Annotated in this window: 14 protein-coding genes and 1 pseudogene; 5 read left to right on the top strand and 10 right to left on the bottom strand. The window is 71.4% G+C overall.

From position 1 onward, the window contains the following. Window positions 1–5 precede the first annotated feature (5 nt). The gene (locus ACFC96_RS02190; protein WP_376609668.1) at window positions 6–1,283 is read right to left on the bottom strand and encodes an SWIM zinc finger family protein; all 1,278 of its coding nucleotides are present in this window, start codon (window positions 1,281–1,283) and stop codon (window positions 6–8) included. After that, complete coding sequence (locus ACFC96_RS02195; protein WP_376609669.1) at window positions 1,280–4,141, bottom strand: DEAD/DEAH box helicase; 2,862 nt, start codon at window positions 4,139–4,141, stop codon at window positions 1,280–1,282. Before ACFC96_RS02195 ends, ACFC96_RS02190 begins: the two co-directional genes overlap by 4 nt. A 222-nt stretch (window positions 4,142–4,363) precedes the next feature. Here ACFC96_RS02195 and ACFC96_RS02200 point away from each other — a divergent pair, with 222 nt between their 5' ends. From ACFC96_RS02200 to ACFC96_RS02210, 3 genes and pseudogenes are all read left to right on the top strand, one after another. After that, the gene (locus tag ACFC96_RS02200) at window positions 4,364–4,957 is read left to right on the top strand and encodes a histidine phosphatase family protein (RefSeq protein ID WP_376251298.1); all 594 of its coding nucleotides are present in this window, start codon (window positions 4,364–4,366) and stop codon (window positions 4,955–4,957) included. Between the two features lie 95 nt (window positions 4,958–5,052). Next, window positions 5,053–5,692: pseudogene (locus ACFC96_RS02205) on the top strand (hypothetical protein). 52 nt (window positions 5,693–5,744) lie between these two features. Then, window positions 5,745–6,167, top strand: a complete 423-nt coding sequence (locus ACFC96_RS02210) for an acyl-CoA thioesterase (RefSeq protein WP_376251294.1) — start codon at window positions 5,745–5,747, stop codon at window positions 6,165–6,167. 108 nt (window positions 6,168–6,275) lie between these two features. On the opposite strand, the gene ACFC96_RS02215 is transcribed toward ACFC96_RS02210, so the two are convergent. Beyond that, window positions 6,276–7,130, bottom strand: a complete 855-nt coding sequence (locus ACFC96_RS02215; RefSeq protein ID WP_376609670.1) for an SDR family oxidoreductase — start codon at window positions 7,128–7,130, stop codon at window positions 6,276–6,278. 96 nt (window positions 7,131–7,226) lie between these two features. Here ACFC96_RS02215 and ACFC96_RS02220 point away from each other — a divergent pair, with 96 nt between their 5' ends. Then, the gene (locus ACFC96_RS02220) at window positions 7,227–8,144 is read left to right on the top strand and encodes a helix-turn-helix domain-containing protein (protein WP_376609672.1); all 918 of its coding nucleotides are present in this window, start codon (window positions 7,227–7,229) and stop codon (window positions 8,142–8,144) included. Between the two features lie 195 nt (window positions 8,145–8,339). Next, window positions 8,340–9,164, top strand: coding sequence for a chitosanase (locus tag ACFC96_RS02225; protein WP_376609674.1), 825 nt, complete (start codon window positions 8,340–8,342; stop codon window positions 9,162–9,164). A 205-nt stretch (window positions 9,165–9,369) separates the two neighbouring features. On the opposite strand, the gene ACFC96_RS02230 is transcribed toward ACFC96_RS02225, so the two are convergent. The 7 genes from ACFC96_RS02230 to uraD form a co-directional block, all read right to left on the bottom strand. After that, entirely contained in the window at window positions 9,370–10,836 is a 1,467-nt protein-coding gene (locus ACFC96_RS02230) for a nucleobase:cation symporter-2 family protein (RefSeq protein ID WP_376609676.1), read from the bottom strand. 129 nt (window positions 10,837–10,965) lie between these two features. After that, window positions 10,966–12,342 carry a nucleobase:cation symporter-2 family protein gene (locus ACFC96_RS02235; protein ID WP_376252098.1) on the bottom strand — a complete coding sequence of 459 codons (1,377 nt, stop codon included), beginning with the start codon at window positions 12,340–12,342 and terminating at the stop codon, window positions 10,966–10,968. Between the two features lie 395 nt (window positions 12,343–12,737). After that, window positions 12,738–14,126: an 8-oxoguanine deaminase gene (locus tag ACFC96_RS02240; RefSeq protein ID WP_376251285.1), complete on the bottom strand. Its 1,389-nt coding sequence runs from the start codon at window positions 14,124–14,126 to the stop codon at window positions 12,738–12,740. Window positions 14,127–14,170: 44 nt separating this feature from the next. Then, window positions 14,171–15,526, bottom strand: coding sequence for a nucleobase:cation symporter-2 family protein (locus ACFC96_RS02245; protein ID WP_376251283.1), 1,356 nt, complete (start codon window positions 15,524–15,526; stop codon window positions 14,171–14,173). Between the two features lie 196 nt (window positions 15,527–15,722). Next, on the bottom strand, window positions 15,723–16,655 hold the full coding sequence (gene pucL, locus ACFC96_RS02250) for a factor-independent urate hydroxylase (RefSeq protein ID WP_340459930.1): 933 nt from the start codon (window positions 16,653–16,655) through the stop codon (window positions 15,723–15,725). Window positions 16,656–16,660: 5 nt separating this feature from the next. After that, entirely contained in the window at window positions 16,661–17,050 is a 390-nt protein-coding gene (gene uraH, locus ACFC96_RS02255; RefSeq protein ID WP_227298087.1) for a hydroxyisourate hydrolase, read from the bottom strand. Further along, window positions 17,050–17,580 (bottom strand): 2-oxo-4-hydroxy-4-carboxy-5-ureidoimidazoline decarboxylase, encoded by a 531-nt coding sequence (gene uraD, locus ACFC96_RS02260; protein WP_340459931.1) that lies wholly within the window; start codon window positions 17,578–17,580, stop codon window positions 17,050–17,052. Before uraD ends, uraH begins: the two co-directional genes overlap by 1 nt. Window positions 17,581–17,685: the final 105 nt, after the last annotated feature.

Here is a 17,685-nt window from a genome sequence, read left to right on the forward strand (position 1 = left end):
GCCCGTCAGCGGCCGAGCAGCGCGGTGAGGGCGCCGACCGGGTCCGTGTCGGGCGTGCCTCTCGGCCACCAGTCCTCGCGGCCGGGGTCCGACTCGTAGCCGTACCAGAGGCCTTCGCGGCCGAGGCGGAGCTGGAGGTTGTCGGTCGAGAGCCTGTTGCGGTGGGGGCGGAAGTGGGGGAAGTCCGCAGCGATGAGGGCCGGGCGGGCGCGGTCGAAGGGGCCGGCCGGCGGGTCCCACTCCCCTTCGAGGACGTCCAGGCCCGCGAGTCCGCCCTGGCGCCAGGCGGCGACGGCACGGGCCAGGTCGGTGGCCGTGCGTCCCGTGCCCTGGGCGAGAGACTTGTACAGCGTGCGCGTGGACGCCGCGAGGCCGGAGCCGGGGTGGGCGGCGGCGAGCCGGACCGCGTCCTGCCAGGGGGTGAGTCCGGCGATCGGGTCGATGCCCCGCGTGAGGAACGTGTGGGCGCGGGCCGCGGCCTCGGTGGCGAGGAGGTCGAGGGCGAGCGGGTCGGGGGCGCCGGACGCGTGCGGGTAGACGGGCGGGCGGCCCGGGTGCGCGGGGGCCGGGAACGGCGGGGGCAGGAGCGGCAGGGTACGGGGAGCGAGGGCTTCGCGGGCCTCGACCGAGGGCAGTGCGGGGGCCGTGGCGGCGCGCTCTCCAGCGGCGCGCGCCGCGTTGCGCCGGGTCAGGTCGGCGAGGAGCTCCTGTTCGCCGCGGCCACGCAGCAGGAACAGGACGAACGGGTCCTCGTCGAGCAGACGCGCCGTCTGGTAGCAGAGCGCGGCCGCGTGCTTGCAGGGGTGACCGTCGTCCGGGCAGGAGCAGTCGGGGATCAGGTCACCGACGGCGGGCAGGAGGTCGGCGACGGCGGCCAGCGCGTGCGGGACGTCCTTGTCGAGGAGCGCGGCCATGTGGTCGGGGCGGGCTGCCGCCGCGTCGAGGATGCGCTCCCAGTCGTCGTCGTGGAGGGTGCGCAGACGGATCTCCGTGCGGTACGGCCGGGGGCGTGAGCCGTGGACGTAGGCCATGACGCGGCCGGGGGTCGCGGTGATGGCGTCGACGTGTCCTCGGTCGGCGTAGGCGCGGCCTCGGGTGAGGCGGGCGGTGTCGAGGGCCGTGTCCACGAGGGCGTCCACCCACGCGTTCCCCCACCAGGTCAGCGCGAAGGCGTCGGCCGTGCGGGTGCGGGGCGGCAGCGGCGGGAAGGTGCGGCGGCGGTCGTCGACGCGGGCGCGGGCCTGGGTGTGCGCGCCGGCGCGGCCCGGTGTGTGGGGGGTCATGCCGCCCTCCTCAGGGAGACGAGGTCGGCGAGCTCCCGGTCGGTCAGCTCGGTCAGCGCGGCTTCGCCGGAGCCGAGCACGGCGTCGGCGAGGGCCTTCTTGGCGGCGAGCATCTCGGCGATGCGGTCCTCGACGGTGCCCTCGGTGATGAGACGGTGGACCTGGACGGGCTGGGTCTGGCCGATGCGGTAGGCGCGGTCGGTGGCCTGCTCCTCGACGGCCGGGTTCCACCAGCGGTCGAAGTGGACGACGTGGCCCGCGCGCGTGAGGTTGAGGCCGGTGCCGGCGGCCTTCAGGGAGAGCAGAAAGACGGGGACCTCGCCGGACTGGAAGCGGTCGACCATGCGCTCGCGTTCGGCCACGGGCGTTCCGCCGTGCAGGAGCTGGGAGGGGATCGCGCGGGCGGCCAGGTGGGTCGCGAGGAGGCGGGCCATGGACACGTACTGCGTGAAGACGAGGACGGAGCCGTCCTCCGCGAGGATCGTGTCGAGGAGTTCGTCGAGCAGGGAGAGTTTGCCGGAGCGGCCGGTGAGGCGGGATCGGGGGCCGTCCGCCTCTTTGAGGAACTGCGCCGGGTGGTTGCAGATCTGCTTGAGCGATGTCAGGAGTTTCATGATCAGGCCGCGGCGTGCGATGCCTTCGGCGGCCTCGATCTCGGCCATCGCCTCGCGGACGACCGCCTCGTAGAGCGAGGCCTGCTCGCGGGTGAGGGGGGCCGGGTGGTCCGACTCGGTCTTGGGCGGCAGCTCGGGAACGATGCCGGGGTCGGACTTCTTGCGGCGGAGCAGGAACGGCCGCACGAGGCGGGCCAGGCGCTCGACGGCCTCGGCGTCCTCACCGGTCTCCACGGCGCGCGCGTGGCGGGCGCGGAAGGACTTGAGCGGACCGAGCAGCCCGGGGGTCGTCCAGTCGAGCAGGGCCCACAGCTCGGAGAGGTTGTTCTCCACGGGCGTGCCGGTGAGCGCGACACGGGCGGGCGACGGGATCGTGCGCAGCGCCTTGGCGGTGGCGGAGAAGGGGTTCTTGATGTGCTGCGCCTCGTCGGCGACGACCATGCCCCAGGTCTGCCCGGCCAGTTCGGCGGCGCGGGTGCGCAGGGTGCCGTACGTGGTGAGGACGAAACCGCCGTCCAGGCCGTCGAGGGTGCGGTCGGTGCCGTGGAAGCGGCGGACCGGGACGCCGGGGGCGAAGCGGGTGATCTCCCGCTGCCAGTTCCCGAGGAGGGACGCCGGGCAGACGACGAGGGTGGGTGCCGTCTTGTTCCTGCGCAGGTGGAGCGCGATGAGGGTGACCGTCTTGCCGAGGCCCATGTCGTCGGCGAGGCAGCCGCCGAGGCCGAGCGAGGTCATGAGGTCGAGCCAGGCGAGGCCGCGCAGCTGGTAGTCGCGGAGCGTGGCGTGCAGGCCGGCGGGCTGGCCGGCGGCGGCGGGGCCTTCGACGAGGCGGTCGCGCAGGTGGGCGAGGACCCCGGTGGGGACGGCCTCGACGCGCTCGCCGTCGATCTCGGCCTCGCCGGTGAGGGCCACGGCGAGGGCGTCGACGGGCTGGAGCAGCCCCAGTTCGCGTTTGCGGGCCTTGCGTACGAGGTCGGGGTCGACGACGACCCACTGGTCGCGCAGCCGGACGACGGGCCGGTGGGACTCGGCGAGTTCGTCCATCTCACGCTCGGTGAGCGGGTCCCCGTCGAGCGCCAACTGCCAGTTGAACTTGAGGAGTTCCTCCCCGTCGAAGAACGGGGTGCCGTCGGTGGCGGAGCCGGGCGCGGCGGCGCGCACCACGGCGGTGGCGGTGAGGGCGCGGGCCAGGTCCCTGGGCCAGTGGACCTCGACGCCCGCGTCCGCGAGGCGGGCCGCGGCCGGCCCCAGGAGGTCGAGGAGTTCACCCTCGGAGAGCGCGAGGACGTCGGGCACGTCACGCTCCAGGACGCGGCCGAGCGGGGGCCAGACGCGGGCGGCGCGGCGCAGGGCGAGAACGGCGTCGATCCTGGCGCGCGCGCCGAAGTGCGCCTCGCCGTCGCCGGCCCAGAGCCGCGCCGCGTCGACGACCTGGGTGGGGTCGGCGAGGCTGTGCACCTGGACGAGGGCGGCCCCGGCCCGCCGCCGCTCCTCGGCACCGGCGCTTCCCGGGCCGTCCTCACCGGCGGATGTGTCGGCGGGGTCGGGGGCGTCGTCCGTGTCGAAGAGGGTGAAGTTCGACAGGTCCAGGCGCAGGGAGACCCGCACGCCCGCGTCCATGCCGGCCGCCGCCTCGACCGCCCAGGCACGCGCGCGGGGCAGGTGCTGCGGCGCGAAGGAGGCGAAGGGCGCCCCGGCCGCGAAGGGGGCGGCGGGGCTGCGCGGCAGGGAGTCGGCGACCGCGTCGAGGAACGCGCGCACGAGAGCTTCGGGCTCGGGCAGCCGCAGCGGCTTGGAGCCTGCCACCGGCGCGGCATGGGCCTCGTACGGCATGGCGGCGGCGATGGCGCGCAGCTGTGCGATGTCGTCCGCGTCGAGCGGGCCCGCGCGCCACGCGTCGTGATCGGAGGCCGTGAGGCCGGGCAGGAGACGGCCGCGGCCCACGAGGTGCAGGGCGTGCAGGGCGGCGGCGCCCCAGCAGGCCGCGGCGGGATGGGCGCCGGGCGTGTGCCGGGCTCGCACGAGCAGGGGCAGGGCGTCGGTGACGGGCATCCGGACGGCGGGGACGGTCCCGCTGCGGGCGCCCGCGCCGTGCGGCCGGACGACGGTGAGCGGGGTGGCGCCGGGCAGGTCCGTGCCGTCCGGGTGCCAGAACGCGACCGTGCTCTCGCGCGGCAGAGGCGCGGGGAGGAACACGGCGGCCGCGGAGACGGTGACGCCCCTGTGGTCGGTCTGCTCCGTCATGGCCGGGCTCCTTTCCCCGATCGGCAGGCTTGCGTTCGCCGTGGTCGGTGCGGCGCGTGTCACCCCCGTCCGGCGGGAACGGTGACGTCTACGACCTTACGGGCGGGGTCTGACAATCAAGGCCGGGCGTCCCTCCCGCACCGCGTGTACGGTTCGAACGACGGCCCGTGCAAGATCGCCGGGCCCGACCGACGGCAGCCTCGGAGAGAACAGGACGGTCGCATGGGTGACCTGCTGCTGGTCCGGCACGGCGAGACCGAGTGGGCCCTGTCCGGGCAGCACACGAGCTGGACCGACATCCCGCTGACGGAGAACGGCCGCGAGCAGGCGCGCAGGCTCGCCCCGCTCATCGGCAGCTATCACGTCGGTGCCGTCTTCTCGAGCCCGATGGTGCGTGCGCACGAGACCGCGAAGCTCCTCGGTCTCGGGAACGTACGGGTCGACGCCGACCTGTGCGAGTGGGACTACGGCGCCTACGAGGGCGTCACCACGCTCGAGATCCAGCGCAACCGGCCCGGCTGGTTCCTCTTCACCGACGGGGTCGCGCCCGGACCTCCGGAGCACCCCGGCGAGAGCCCCGAAGAGGTCGGGGCGCGGGCCGACCGGATGCTCGCGAAGGTGGACGCCGCGCTCGCGGAGTACGAGGGCAGCGTCGTCCTCGTCGGCCACGGCCACTTTTCGCGGGTCCTCACCGCTCGCCGGCTCGGCCTGACCCCGGCGGACGGGGCGCACTTCCTGCTGGCTACGGGCACCGTGAGCAGGCTGAGTACCGAGCACGGCCGTCCGGTCGTCGCCGGGTGGAATCTGCGGCCCTGACACGCCTTCGGCCCCGGCCGTTGTCAGACCCGTGCTGCACCATCGGAACGTAGGGAGCACGTACCGGCCGAGGGACGGAATCAGGGGGTGGCGTCATGACCAGGCCGCTGTCCGCCGCGCAGCGGCGCATCGTCGAGGAGGCCCGACCCGGTCACCGGACGGCTGAAGGGCGGCGACGCCCAGCTCGCGCGCCTCGTCCTGATGAAGCTCGCGTTCCGGCACCCGCGCCCGCCGCACGACCACTTCCTGACACCGGCCGGACACCGGATACGGGAGGCGGGGGACGAGACGGAGCGCGCCGAGCGGCTCCCGCCGCCGGAGCCGTCCGGCGGCGGTCCGTTCGCGGCGCGGGTGGGCGGAGAGGCGCCGGGCCCTCACGGTCCGGCGCGGGCGCGCGAGGTGCGCAGCGCCTGGCAGGGGCTCGTGGAGATGCGTCGCATGACCAATCCCGACGGCGCCACCGACCGTCCGTGCGCCTGGGAGCGCGGCCATCTGGTGCAGGCCGCCGCCCTCGCTCTGGAGGCGGCGGGCTGCCGGCCCGCGGAGGGTACGACCGGGGACGGCTACAGGGTCGGCGGCACACCACAGCCGGAGGCCGTGGCCGTGAAGGGGCACGGGCCGGACGGAATCGCGGCCTGCGCCGCCGCGTTGGAGCGGGCGGGGTGGCAGGTCAGCGAGCACGCGGAACCCCGCACCGGGGGCCGGTACTTGCTGGCGTCACCGAGAAGAGCATGACGATCAAGCACCAGCCGAAGCAGCAGACCAGGTAAGCGTCGAAGGGGACATCGTGGCCGAGCCGTTCACCGTGCGCATTCAGGTGCGTGGGTACGAGACCGACTCGCAGGGGCACCTCAATCAGAGCGTGTATCTGCAGTACGCGGAGCACGCGCGATGGGCGCTGCTCCAGCACGGCGGGATCCGGCAGGCCGACCTGCTGGCGAAGGGGGTCGGCCCGGTCGCCCTGGAGACGACCATCCGCTACCGCCGCGAGCTGCGCGCGGGCGACGAGGTGGACGTGAGCTGTGCGTTCGTGTGGGCGGAGGGCAAGACGTTCCGGATCGAGCAGTCGGTGCGCAGGACCGACGGCACGCTCGCGGCGGAACTGACCGGGGTGGGAGGCCTGATCGACCTCAAGGAGCGCCGGCTCGTGGCGGATCCGCGCGAGTACTTCCGGGCACTCGCGTCGGATCCACGCGCCTTCGGCCTCTGATTCCGCAAGGAGCACACGCTTCCCGAACAGGCCCTCCCCCTCCTGGGCAGGACCTCCCCTTCCCGGCCGGCACCTCCCCTTCCCGGGAGGGCCTCCCGCCCAACAGCTCTACAGGAATGCCTCCTTGTGCTCCTCGGCCCACATGGCGAAGGTGCGGGGCGGGCGCCCGAGGACGCGTTCGACGTCGTCCGTGACGATCGCGTTGTGACCGGCGCGGACGTAGGCGAAGCCTTCGAGGACGCTGTCCACGGACTCTTCGGCGATGCCCGCGGCGAGCACGTACTCGCGGGCGGACTCCGGGGGCAGTTCGACGGTCTCGACGGACCGGCCGGCCGCCGCGGCGACGGTGGCCGCCTGGTCGGGCACGGTGAGGAGTTCGGGCCCGGTGAGGGTGTAGACACGGCCGTCGTGCCCGTCGGCGAGGAGGGTCTCCACGGCCGCCTCGGCGATGTCGCGCGGGTCGATCACACCCTGGGCACCGTCCCCGAACTGGTTGGGAACGGGCCTCCCCGCGCGGATCTCCGGCGCCGACCACAGGAAGTTCGACGCGAACGTCGTGGGACGCAGCACGGTCCACTCCATGCCGCTCGCCCGGAGCGCCTCTTCACCCGGGGCGTGCCACATGCCGAAGCGTCCGGCGCCCGGCTCGCCCGTGCCGATCGCCGAGAGCTTCACGACCCTGCGCACGCCCGCCGCCACGGCCGCGTCCAGCAGCGCCTTGTCCTGGACGCCGGGCCCGGAGCCCGAGCCGGGCAGGGTCACCATGAAGACGGCCGTGGCACCGGCCACCGCCGCGTCGAGCGTCCCCGGGTCGTCGAGGTCCCCGCGGACGACCTCGGTGGCGGGTCCGAAGGCGGCGCGGTCCGGCTCGCGGGTCAGGGCGCGGTGCGGGACGCCGCGCGCGACGAGGAGGCGGGTCACTTCACTGCCGATGGTGCCGGTGGCACCGGTGATGAGGATCATGGCTTCGACGTTGCCGGTCAACGGGCTGTCGCGGCTAGGAAATTCCGGCACAGTCGGCGGCCCCCGGGCGGCACAACCCCCGGTTAACGTGGAGGGGTGACCACGCTGCGGGACAGGACGGCCGAACAGGCCGCGACGCCGGACCACACCGGCACCAGCGCCTCCGGGCACTACAGCACCCCCGGACGCTACGGCACCCCTGTCGCGCCGCCCGAGGCGCTGCGGCCGTGGATCACCGAGATCGACTCGATCAACTCCGTCGACGCCCCGGCCGTCGGTCAGGGGGACACCGGGCCGATCACCCATGTTCCGGACGCGGCGACGCGGCTCGTGTTCCGTGTGCTGCCGGACGGCGGCACCGACGTGCTCGCCGTCGGGCCGCGCGCCAAAGCGTCGTACTACGAGGAAAAACGGCTCCCGATGTGTCTGCAGCTGCGGTTCCGGCCCGGTGCCGCGCGCCCTCTGCTCGGGATGTCCGCACGCGAACTCGTGGGCCGGGCCGAGTCGTTGGAGTCGCTGCCGGGCGAGGCGGGCCGACGGCTCGCGCGCGGGCTCGCCGCCCTCGGGCCCGCTCCGGACCCGGAGGCCGTGCTCGCGCGCATGGCGGAGATGCTGCCGGACGGCCTCACGCCTCGCGACCGGGGCGAGCGTGCCCGCGACGGCCTGGTGCGGGCGGCGGTCGAGGCGCTGTCGACGGCCCCGGGGCGTGACCGGCCGGGGACGGTCACGGAGGTGGCCCGGCAACTGGCAGTGAGCGAGCGCCAGTTGCGCAATCTCTTCGCGGACGGCGTCGGCCTGTCCCCCAAGCACTTCGCTCGGATCGACCGGGTGCGCCACGTGCTCGCCGGGGCGCCCACCGAGGGGAACCCGCGGTGGGCGGGACTCGCGCATGCCACCGGTTACTACGACCAGTCGCACATGACGGCGGAGTTCCACGCGCTGTTCGGCGTACCGCCGACGGCATTCGTCTCGGGACGACTCCCGGCCGCGCGCCCCTGCGGCCCGGGCCACTGACCCACCCGACGCCGCACCCCCTCCCCGCCACATGGAGAACCGCGGTCCACGTGCAGGAACGTCTGCGCCGGCACGGAACCCCCTCCCTCGAACCCCCAACTCGCCTCCGCTTGACGGGTATACGTCACCCGAAATCTCTGGTAGGAAACCTTCCTAACAGTTCGCGGAACAACGAGCTCCCCCCATGGAGGTCCCGTGCACACCCCCCACATCCGCACCTCGCGTCGCACCCTGCTCGCCCTGATCGGCGCCTCGCTCGTCTCGGCCCCGCTCCTCACGACCCAGCTCGCGACGGCCACACCCCTCTCCGCCGGCGGGCTCGACGACCCGGCGAAGAAGGAGATCGCCATGAAGCTGGTGTCGAGCGCGGAGAACTCCTCGCTCGACTGGAAGGCCCAGTACGGCTACATCGAGGACATCGGCGACGGCCGCGGATACACCGCCGGGATCATCGGCTTCTGTTCCGGCACCGGCGACATGCTCGACCTCGTGGAGCTCTACACCCGGCGCAAGCCCGGCAACGTCCTGGCGAAGTACCTGCCCGCCCTGCGCGAGGTGGACGGCACCGACTCGCACGACGGCCTCGACCCCGACTACCCGCGCGACTGGGAGGAGGCGGCCGAGGACTCCGCGTTCCAGCAGGCCCAGAACGACGAGCGCGACCGCGTGTACTTCGACCCGGCGGTCGCGCAGGGCAAGTCCGACGGCATCGGCACGCTCGGGCAGTTCGCGTACTACGACGCCATCGTGATGCACGGTGACGGCGACGACGCGACCGGCTTCCGCAGCATCCGCAAGCGCGCTCTCGCCCAGGCGAAGCCGCCGGCGCAGGGGGGCGACGAGGTCGCGTACCTGAACGCGTTCCTCGACGCGCGAGTGTGGGCCATGAAGCAGGAGGAGGCCCACAGCGACACGAGCCGCGTCGACACCGCGCAGCGCGTCTTCCTGAAGAACGGCAACCTGGACCTGGACCCACCGCTGGACTGGAAGGTCTACGGGGACAGTTACCACATCGGCTGACAACTCCACGTGCGCGGCGGCGCGTTCGACACCTGCGAGTGCCGGGGGCGCCGCTCTCGCGCAGGCCGAACAGTCGACATCACGCTCGGCCAGAACGGTCCGCCGTGACACATGGGCATCGCGAGCGCCGTCCCGCCGGGCCTCGCGGTCGTCGTCGCCGGCATCGCGAGCCCGGCGGAAGTCGCCGTGGGAGGAGAAGCGACGGTCAGTGCGGGAGGGCCGGTTCGGGCGCCGTGGCCGAACTCGCCTTCCTGCCCAGGTGATTGAAGAGAAGGTTGAGGCTGACCGCCAGAATGCAGCCCGTCGAGATGCCCGAGCCGAGAACGATCTGCGCCCAGTCGGGGAAGGACGCGTAGAAGGAGCCGTTCACCGCCGGGATGAGGCCGACGCCGATGGTGACGACGGCGATCAGGGTGTTGTCGCCGCGCTGCAGGTCGGCGCGGAGCAGCATCTGGATGCCCGAGAGGGCGATCGAGCCGAACAGGAAGAGGGAGACGGCGGCGAGGACCGGCATCGGGACCACCGCGATCAGCGCGCCCGCGGCCGGGCTGAGACCGATGAGGATGAGGATCGCGCCGGACAGGGCGACGACGAAGCGGCTGCGGACGCCGGAGATCACGACCAGGCCGATGTTCTGCGCGAACGCCGAGTTGTGGAACCCGTTGAAGAAGGGGCTGACGGCCGAGCCGAGTGCGTCGGCGCGCAGACCGCGGGCGATCGTCCTCTCGTCGACCGGCCGGTCCACGATCTTGCCGAGCGCGATCATGTCGGCGGTCGACTCGGTGAGGATCACCAGCATCACGACGCACATGGAGAGGATCGGCGCGAGGGAGAACGACGGCGCGCCCCAGTGCAGCAGGCTCGGGAGGCCGAAGGCGTCCGCTTCCTCGAGGGCCGAGAAGTCGGCGAGGCCCATCGGGATCGCGAGCAGCGTGCCGAAGACCAGTGCGATGAGCATGGCGATCTGCTTGACGAAGCCGGTCGTGAACTTCTGCAGGAGCAGCATGACCAGGACGGTCGCCGCCGTCAGGGCGATGTTCTTCGGGTCGTTGCGGTGCGAGTGGGCCGTCGGGTCGACGATCCAGCCGTAGGCGACGGGGAACAGCGAGACGCCGATGAGGGTGATCACCGAGCCGGTGACCACCGGCGGGAAGAACTTCACCAGGCGCGAGAAGTACGTGGAGACCAGGAAGCCGAAGAGGCTGGACACCAGGATCGCGCCGAAGACGACCGGCATGCCCGCCTGTACGCCGCCCTCGGTGGCGAGGATCGTCAGCATGACGCCCACACCGGCGAACGAGACCCCGTTGACGAACGGCAGGCGCGAGCCGATCAAGTTGCCGATGCCGAGCGTCTGGAGGAGCGTCGCGAGGCCCGCCATCAGGAGGCTGCCGGCCATGAGTACGGCGGTGTCCCCCGCCGACATCTTCGAGGCGACCGCGATGACGATCGGCACGGAGACCGCGCCCGCGTACATGGAGGCGACGTGCTGGAAGCTCGCGACCAGCATCCGGCCGGGAGGCAGGATCTCGTCCACCGGATGCACGTCGGACACGGCGACCGCGTCGGACACTTCGGACTCGGCGTGCGCGTCGAGAACGCCGCGATCGTGGCGCTCGCCGGGCACTTCGCGCCCGTCCCGTACGGCCTGCACGTCAGGGGTGTCATTCATGGGTGGCGCTTCTTCCGTGCTGTGACGCCGGGGCCGGTCCCGTCGCGCTGCGGCTCACGCGGGACCGGCAATCCGGGTTAACTGGAAAGTAACTTCCGCCATACGGTCGGCGGCGTCACGCACGTTACGTCAGTGCACCCCTGCTGCGGAAGACCCTGCCGAGGTGGAGGACCCGGCGACCGTGCGCGTCTCGGCGATCTCACCGCCGGGTTCCATCGGGGCCGTCACGTCGTCCGCGTCCCCGCTGCGGCCGATGTGGTTGAACAGCAGGTTGAGGATCACCGCGGCCACACAGCCCGTGGAGATGCCCGAATCCAGGATGATCTTCGCGGTGTCCGGGAACGCGTGGTAGAACTCCGGGGCCGCGATCGGAATGAGGCCGACGGCCAGCGAAACGGCCACGATCAGAACGTTGTTGTCCCGCTCCAGGTTCGCCTTGACGAGCGTCTGGATGCCGCTCGCCGCGACCGAGCCGAAGAGCACGACGCCCGCGCCGCCGAGGACGGGGCGCGGCACGACGGCGATCAGCGACGCGGCCATCGGGCACAGACCCATCAGGACGAGGAAGCCTCCGCCCGTGGCGACGACGTACCGGCTGCGGATCTTCGTCATCGCGACGAGGCCGATGTTCTGGGCGAACGCGCTGCACATGAAGCCGTTGAACAACGGGCTGAGCGCCGAGCCGAGCGTGTCGGCCCGCAGGCCGGCCGCGATCGTCTTCTCGTCGGCGGGACGCTCCACGATCTCGCCGAGCGCCAGCATGTCGGCCGTGGACTCGGTCATCGAGACGACCATGACGACGCACAGGGAGACGATCGCCGCGGCGGCGAACTGCGGGGCGCCGAAGTGGAACGGCGTCGGGAAGCCGATGACGTCCGCGTCGCCGATCGGGCTGAAGTCCGTGACGCCGAAGGGGATCGCGACGAGGGTGCCGATGATCAGGCCGAGGAGTACGGCGATCTGCTTCACGAAGCCCGTGGTGAACCTGCGCAGCAGCAGGACGATCACCAAAGTGATGCCCGCCAGCGTGAGATAGGTCGTCGAACCGTAGTCCTTCGCCGCGGGATTGGGACCCTGGGCCCAGCCGAACGCGACGGGCATCAGCGACACGCCGATGAGGGTGATGACCGTGCCGGTCACGACCGGCGGGAAGAACCGCACCAGCTTGCTGAAGAAGGGGGCGGCGATGAAGCCGAGGACGCCGGCGACGATCACGGCCCCGAAGATGACGGGCAGCGCGTCCTTCTTGTCGTCCGTCGAGTTGACGACCGCGATCATGGGCGCGACGCCGGCGAAGGTGACGCCGTTGACGAACGGCAGCCGGGCGCCGATCTTCCAGAAGCCGAGGGTCTGGAGGAAAGTGGCGAGCCCCGCGGTGAAGAGGCAGGCGCCGGTCAGGAAGGTGAGCTCCTTGGGCGACAGGCCCACGGCGGCGCCCACGATGAGCGGCGGCGCGACGACGCCCGCGTACATGGCGGCGACGTGCTGGAGGCCGGTCGTCGCCATCTTCAGCGGCGGCAGCTTCTCGTCCACCGGGTGTTTGCCCGCCGGATGTTCGGTGTGCCCCTCGGATATCTCCTCGGGGGTGGTGCCTTGCTTGGTGAACCTGGGCTTGATGGCCACAGCGGCTCCTCCGGTTGTTTTCCAGTGCCTGGGCGGCACTCGCTTCTGGGAGGTGGTACGACGTGCAAGGACTTGCCGGTATTCGGTTGTGGGTACTGCGCCCAGGTAGTGCTCACCGCCCCGGGATCGTGAAGTGTTGGGCCACGATCCGGGGCGGCACTTGAGCAGCCCGCTCGGCAGCTCAAGTCCGGTCGGGGGCCGTCCCCCCCGACCGGAGTTCTAGGGTTGTGGATGGCCGCCGGGCCGCCGCGACGCCGCGGAGATCCGGTGGCCACCCGCTATGCCTCGGCGGTGATCCGCGCGAGGCGCTGTGCCTCCTGACGCGCATCGCGGGCGATGGCGTCCTCGTCGGCGTGCAGCAGGCGTCCGTCCTCGACGACCGGCTTTCCGTTGACGAGGGAGAGGGTGACGGGGGCCGCGGCGCCGAAGACGATGGCGGTGACCGGGTCGGCGATCGAGGAGTGCCCGATGCCGTCGATCTTCCACAGGACCAAGTCGGCGAGCTTGCCCGCCTCCAGGGAACCGATCTCGGCGGCGCGGCCCAGGACCCGGGCACCGCCGGCGGTGCCGAGCCGGAGCGCCTGACGGGCGTTCAGGGCGGCCTCGCGGTGGGCGCCGAGCCGGTTGATGAGGAGCGCGTTGCGCAGCTCGGTGTGCAGCTCACCCGACTCGTTCGACGCGGTGCCGTCGACACCGAGACCGACGGGGACGCCTGCCTTGAGCATGTCCGGGACGCGGGCGATGCCGGCCGCCAGACGGGCGTTGGACGACGGGCAGTGCGCGACACCCGTGCCCGTACGGGCGAAGGCGGCGATGTCCGAGTCGTTCATGTGGACGCAGTGCGCCATCCACACGTCCTCGCCGAGCCAGCCCGTCGACTCGAAGTAGTCCGTCGGGCCCATGCCGAAGAGCTCGTGGCAGAACTTCTCCTCCTCGACCGTCTCGCTGCCGTGGGTGTGCAGCCGCACCCCGAGCCGGCGCGCCAGCTCGGCGCCCTGCTTCATGAGTTCGGTGGACACGGAGAACGGCGAGCAGGGGGCGACGGCCACCTGGGTCATCGCGCCGAAGGAGGCGTCGTGGTGCTGGTCGACGGTCTCCTCCGTGGCCGCGAGCGCGCCCTCGAGCGTCTCGACCGCGAAGTCCGGCGGCAGGCCGCCGTCCTTCTCGGAGCGGTCCATGGAGCCGCGGGCGAGGGTGAAGCGGACACCCATGTCGGAGGCGGCGCCGATGATGGCGCCGGACAGGTCGCCGGAGCCCTTCGGGTACACGTAGTGGTGGTCCATCGCGGTGGTCACACCGCCGCGGGCCATCATCGCGAGAGAGCCCTGCGCGGCGACGCGGGCCATCTGCTCGTCGATGCGCGCCCACGTCGGGTAGAGCGCGACCAGCCAGTTGAACAGGTTGTGGTCCGTGGCCAGGCCACGGGTGATCCACTGGTAGAAGTGATGGTGTGTGTTGATCAGGCCGGGCGTGACGAGATGCCCGGTGCCGTCGACGCGGCGCACGACGTTCTCCAGGCCCGCGGGTGCCTGGCCCGCGCCAATGGATTCGATCTTGTTGTCGGCGACGACCACGTACCCCGAGGCGTACTCGGTGTCGTCGGCGTCGACCGTCGCGATGGCCGCGTTCTCGATGACGATGCGGGAAGGGGCTGCCGAAGGTGCCATGGTGCTTCCTTCATGGATGAGTGGCGATTGGGCACGGCAGGACCCTAGGAGGATTTGAGTGCCGCGGCGGCGGTGGCGCGGCCGCGGGTGCCGAGATGGTGAAAGAACAGGTTCAGCGATACGGCCACCAGGGCGCCCGCGCTGATGCCGGAGCCGAGCACGGTCTGCGCCCAGGCCGGGAATTCGGCGTAGAAGGTGGGCGCGGCGAGCGGGATGATGCCCGCGCCGAGCGAGACGGCCACCAGGATGATGTTCGAGCTGTCGTCGAGGCCGGCCTCCGACAGCGTACGGATGCCGCTGACGGCGATGGAGCCGAAGAGGACGATGCCCGCGCCGCCGAGGACCGGCATCGGCACCGTGGAGACCACCGCGCCGAGCACCGGGAAGGCGCCGAGGACCAGGAGCGCGCCTCCCGCGGCGGCGACCACGTAACGGCTGCGCACCTTCGTCAGCGAGACGACGCCGACGTTCTGGGCGAAGGCCGAGGTGGGGAAGCCGCCGAAGACGGGGCCGAGAAGCGTGGCGAGGCCGTCGGTGCGCAGGCCGCGGGTGATGGTCCTGCCGCTGGTCTCACGGTCGCAGATCTCGCCGATGGCGAGCATTCCGGCGCTGGACTCCGTCATCAGGACGAGCATCACCAGGCAGAGCGAGAGGATCGCGGCGGGCTGGAACTCGGGCGTGCCGAACGCGAACGGCGTGGGCAGCGCGGCGACCGGGGCCGACCCGAGGGCACCGAAGTCCGCCATGCCGAACGGGATCGCGGCCAGTGTGCCGATCAACAGGCCCAGAAGCAGGGCGACTTGCTTGACGAAGCCGCGCCCGAAGCGCTGGATCAGCAGGATCACGACGAGTGTGAAGGCGGCGAGTCCCAGGTACTTCATGTCGCCGAAGTCGGCGGCGGTCTTGTCGCCGCCCTGCGCCCAGGCGACCGGGACCGGCATCAGGGTCACCCCGATGAGGGTGATGACGACGCCCGTGACGAGGGGCGGGAAGAAGCGCAGGAGCCTGCCGAAGAACGGGCCGATCGCGAGACAGAAGACGCCGGCGACCATCACCGCGCCGTAGATGGCGGGGAGTTGGTCACCGCGGGCGTTCGTCTCGGCGATGGCGAGCATCGGGGCGATGCCGGCCGAGGACGCGGCGTTGACGAAGGGCAGCCGGTTGCCGACGAGTCCCTTGACGCCGAGGGTCTGCAGGAGGGTGGCCACGCCCGCGATGAGCAGGCTGGCGGCGATGAGGCGGGTCTGGCCCGCCGCGTCGAGGTGGACGGCCTGACCGATGATGAGCGGGGGCGTGACGACGCCCGCGTACATCGCGGCGATGTGCTGGAGTGCCGCGGGGACGAGCCGCGAGGGGTGGAGCTTCTGGTCAACCGGGTGGACGGTCAAGTCCTGTGCCATTGACGTCTCCTGAGCTGCAGTAAACTGCTCGTCTTCCTACGGGAGGGCGGTCAGGGCTTGACCGTCATGAGGCCGTACGGCCGAGTGAAAAGACCCTTGGGGCGGAGTCACTGCTGTTCCCTCCGGTGATGTCACCGGTCGTTCCGGGAACTCGGCCCCCGGGGCCCGTGCAGGGCCCCGGGGACATCGGTCGCCGTCAGAGGTTGGTCATGTCGACCGGGATGTGCGGCTCGCAGCCGTCGCGCAGGATGGTGGCCTCGATCAGGCCGTAGGGGCGGTCGGCCGCGTAGTACACGGCGCCGTCCTTGGCTTCGTTCTCCAGACCGAAGGCGGAGAGGTCCTGCCGGAAGTGGTGCTTGTTGGGGGCGGAGAAGCGGATCTCGTCGATCTCGCTGCGGTTGTTGATGACCCGCGAACCCATTTGGTACAGCGTCTGCTGGAGCGAGAGCGAGTACGTCTCCACGAACGCCTGGAGGATGTGCTTCTTGGACTGCTCGTAGGACTTCTCCCACTGCGGCATGCGCTGCTCGTCGGAGGTCCAGTTGTGCCGCCACCACGTCGACAGGGACGTGGCGAGGATGCGGTCGTAGTCTTCCCGGAGCGTCGTGTACTTGTCCTTGATGTAGCCCCAGAACTCGGAGTTCGTGGAGTTCATCACGGTCAGGTCCTTGAGCCCGGACAGGACTTCGAACTTCTCGCCGTCGTACGTGATCTGCGCGAGGCGGGTCTCCTGGCCCTTGCGGACGAAGGAGTGCTTGACCTCGTCGGCGCCGATGAACTTGGAGTTGCCGTCGGAGCCGGCGATGCGCTCCCAGGCGTACTCCTCGATGCGGATGCGGGCGCGGTGGATGGACGGCTGGCTGTCCACGAAGTGCCGGGCGAGGTGGATGCCGTACTGCTCGGCCGACTCGATGCCGTACTCCTTGGCGAACGCGAAGCAGGTGTTCTTCGTCGTGTCCGTCGGAAGGCAGTTGGCGTTGGAGCCGTTGTAGTGGACGTCGTCGAGGTCGCCGGAGAGGGCGACGGAGACGTTCAGGTCCTTGATGTGGTGGGTGTCGCCGTCCCGCGTGATCTTGACGACGCGGTTCTCTGCTTTGCCGTACTGGTTCTGGCCGAGAATCGTGGGCATGTCTGCTAGCTCCCTCGGTAAACGGAGTAGCCGAACGGGTTGAGCAGCAGCGGTACGTGATAGTGCTCGCCCGGCTTGACGGCGAACGTGATCGCCACCTCCGGGAAGAACGCACCGCTGTCCCTTACGCGGGGGGCGTCCTGCTGCGCCTCGGCTTGCTTCTTTTCGAAGTACGTCTCGACGGCGAAGTCGAGGCGTACGTGGGTGGTGCCCTCCGGCAGTGCCGGCAGGTCCTTGCAGCGCCCGTCCGCGTCGGTCGCGGAGCCGCCGAGCGCCACCCACTCGGCGTCGCTGCCCGAGCGGGCGGCGAGCGAGATGGCGACGCCCTCGGCGGGGCGTCCGATGCTGGTGTCGAGAATGTGCGTCGACACCGACGCGGTGGTCGCGGTGCTCATCAGTCCTTGTCCTCTTCCACTTCTACGTCTTCTTCGGCGAGGCGGGTCAGGCGGATACGGTTGATCTTCCCCAGTTCGGTACGCACGATCTCGCGTTCCGTCCCGGTGTCGTTCCCGATCCTGGCCTTCAGCGCGTCGCGCATCTGCTCGCCGGTCGCCCCGGTGGCACAGATCAGGAAGACATGACCGAACCGCTCCTGGTACGCCAGGTTCAGTTCGAGCATCTCGGCCTTGAGCTCCTCGGAGGCGCCGGCCATGCCCCGCTGCTCGCGGGACGAGGTCGGGTCGCCCGGCTTCGGGCGGCCGATCGGGGGGTGCCCCGCCATCGCCTCGGCGAGATCCTCCGCGCCGAGCTCGGCCATGGCGGCGTCGCTCGCGGCGAAGAGTTCCTCAGTGGTTTCGAAGGGGCGCTGGGCGAGGAGCCTGCTCCCCCACGCCGAGCTGGCACACACCTCGTGGAGCGCGGCAGCGGCCGCGTTCTCGTGAAGCGCGTTGAACCGGGAAAGCCCCGGCATCGGACGTGAAGTCACGGGAAGCCTCCGTGGCCTTGTGCTGGACGGGCTGCGGATAGCTAACGCCCTCCGAAACACCACGTCAACACTTTGTTGAAAACTCGGAGTTACAAAAACCGCCGC

This window comes from Streptomyces sp. NPDC055955 (assembly GCF_042270245.1).
GTDB lineage: Bacteria > Actinomycetota > Actinomycetes > Streptomycetales > Streptomycetaceae > Streptomyces.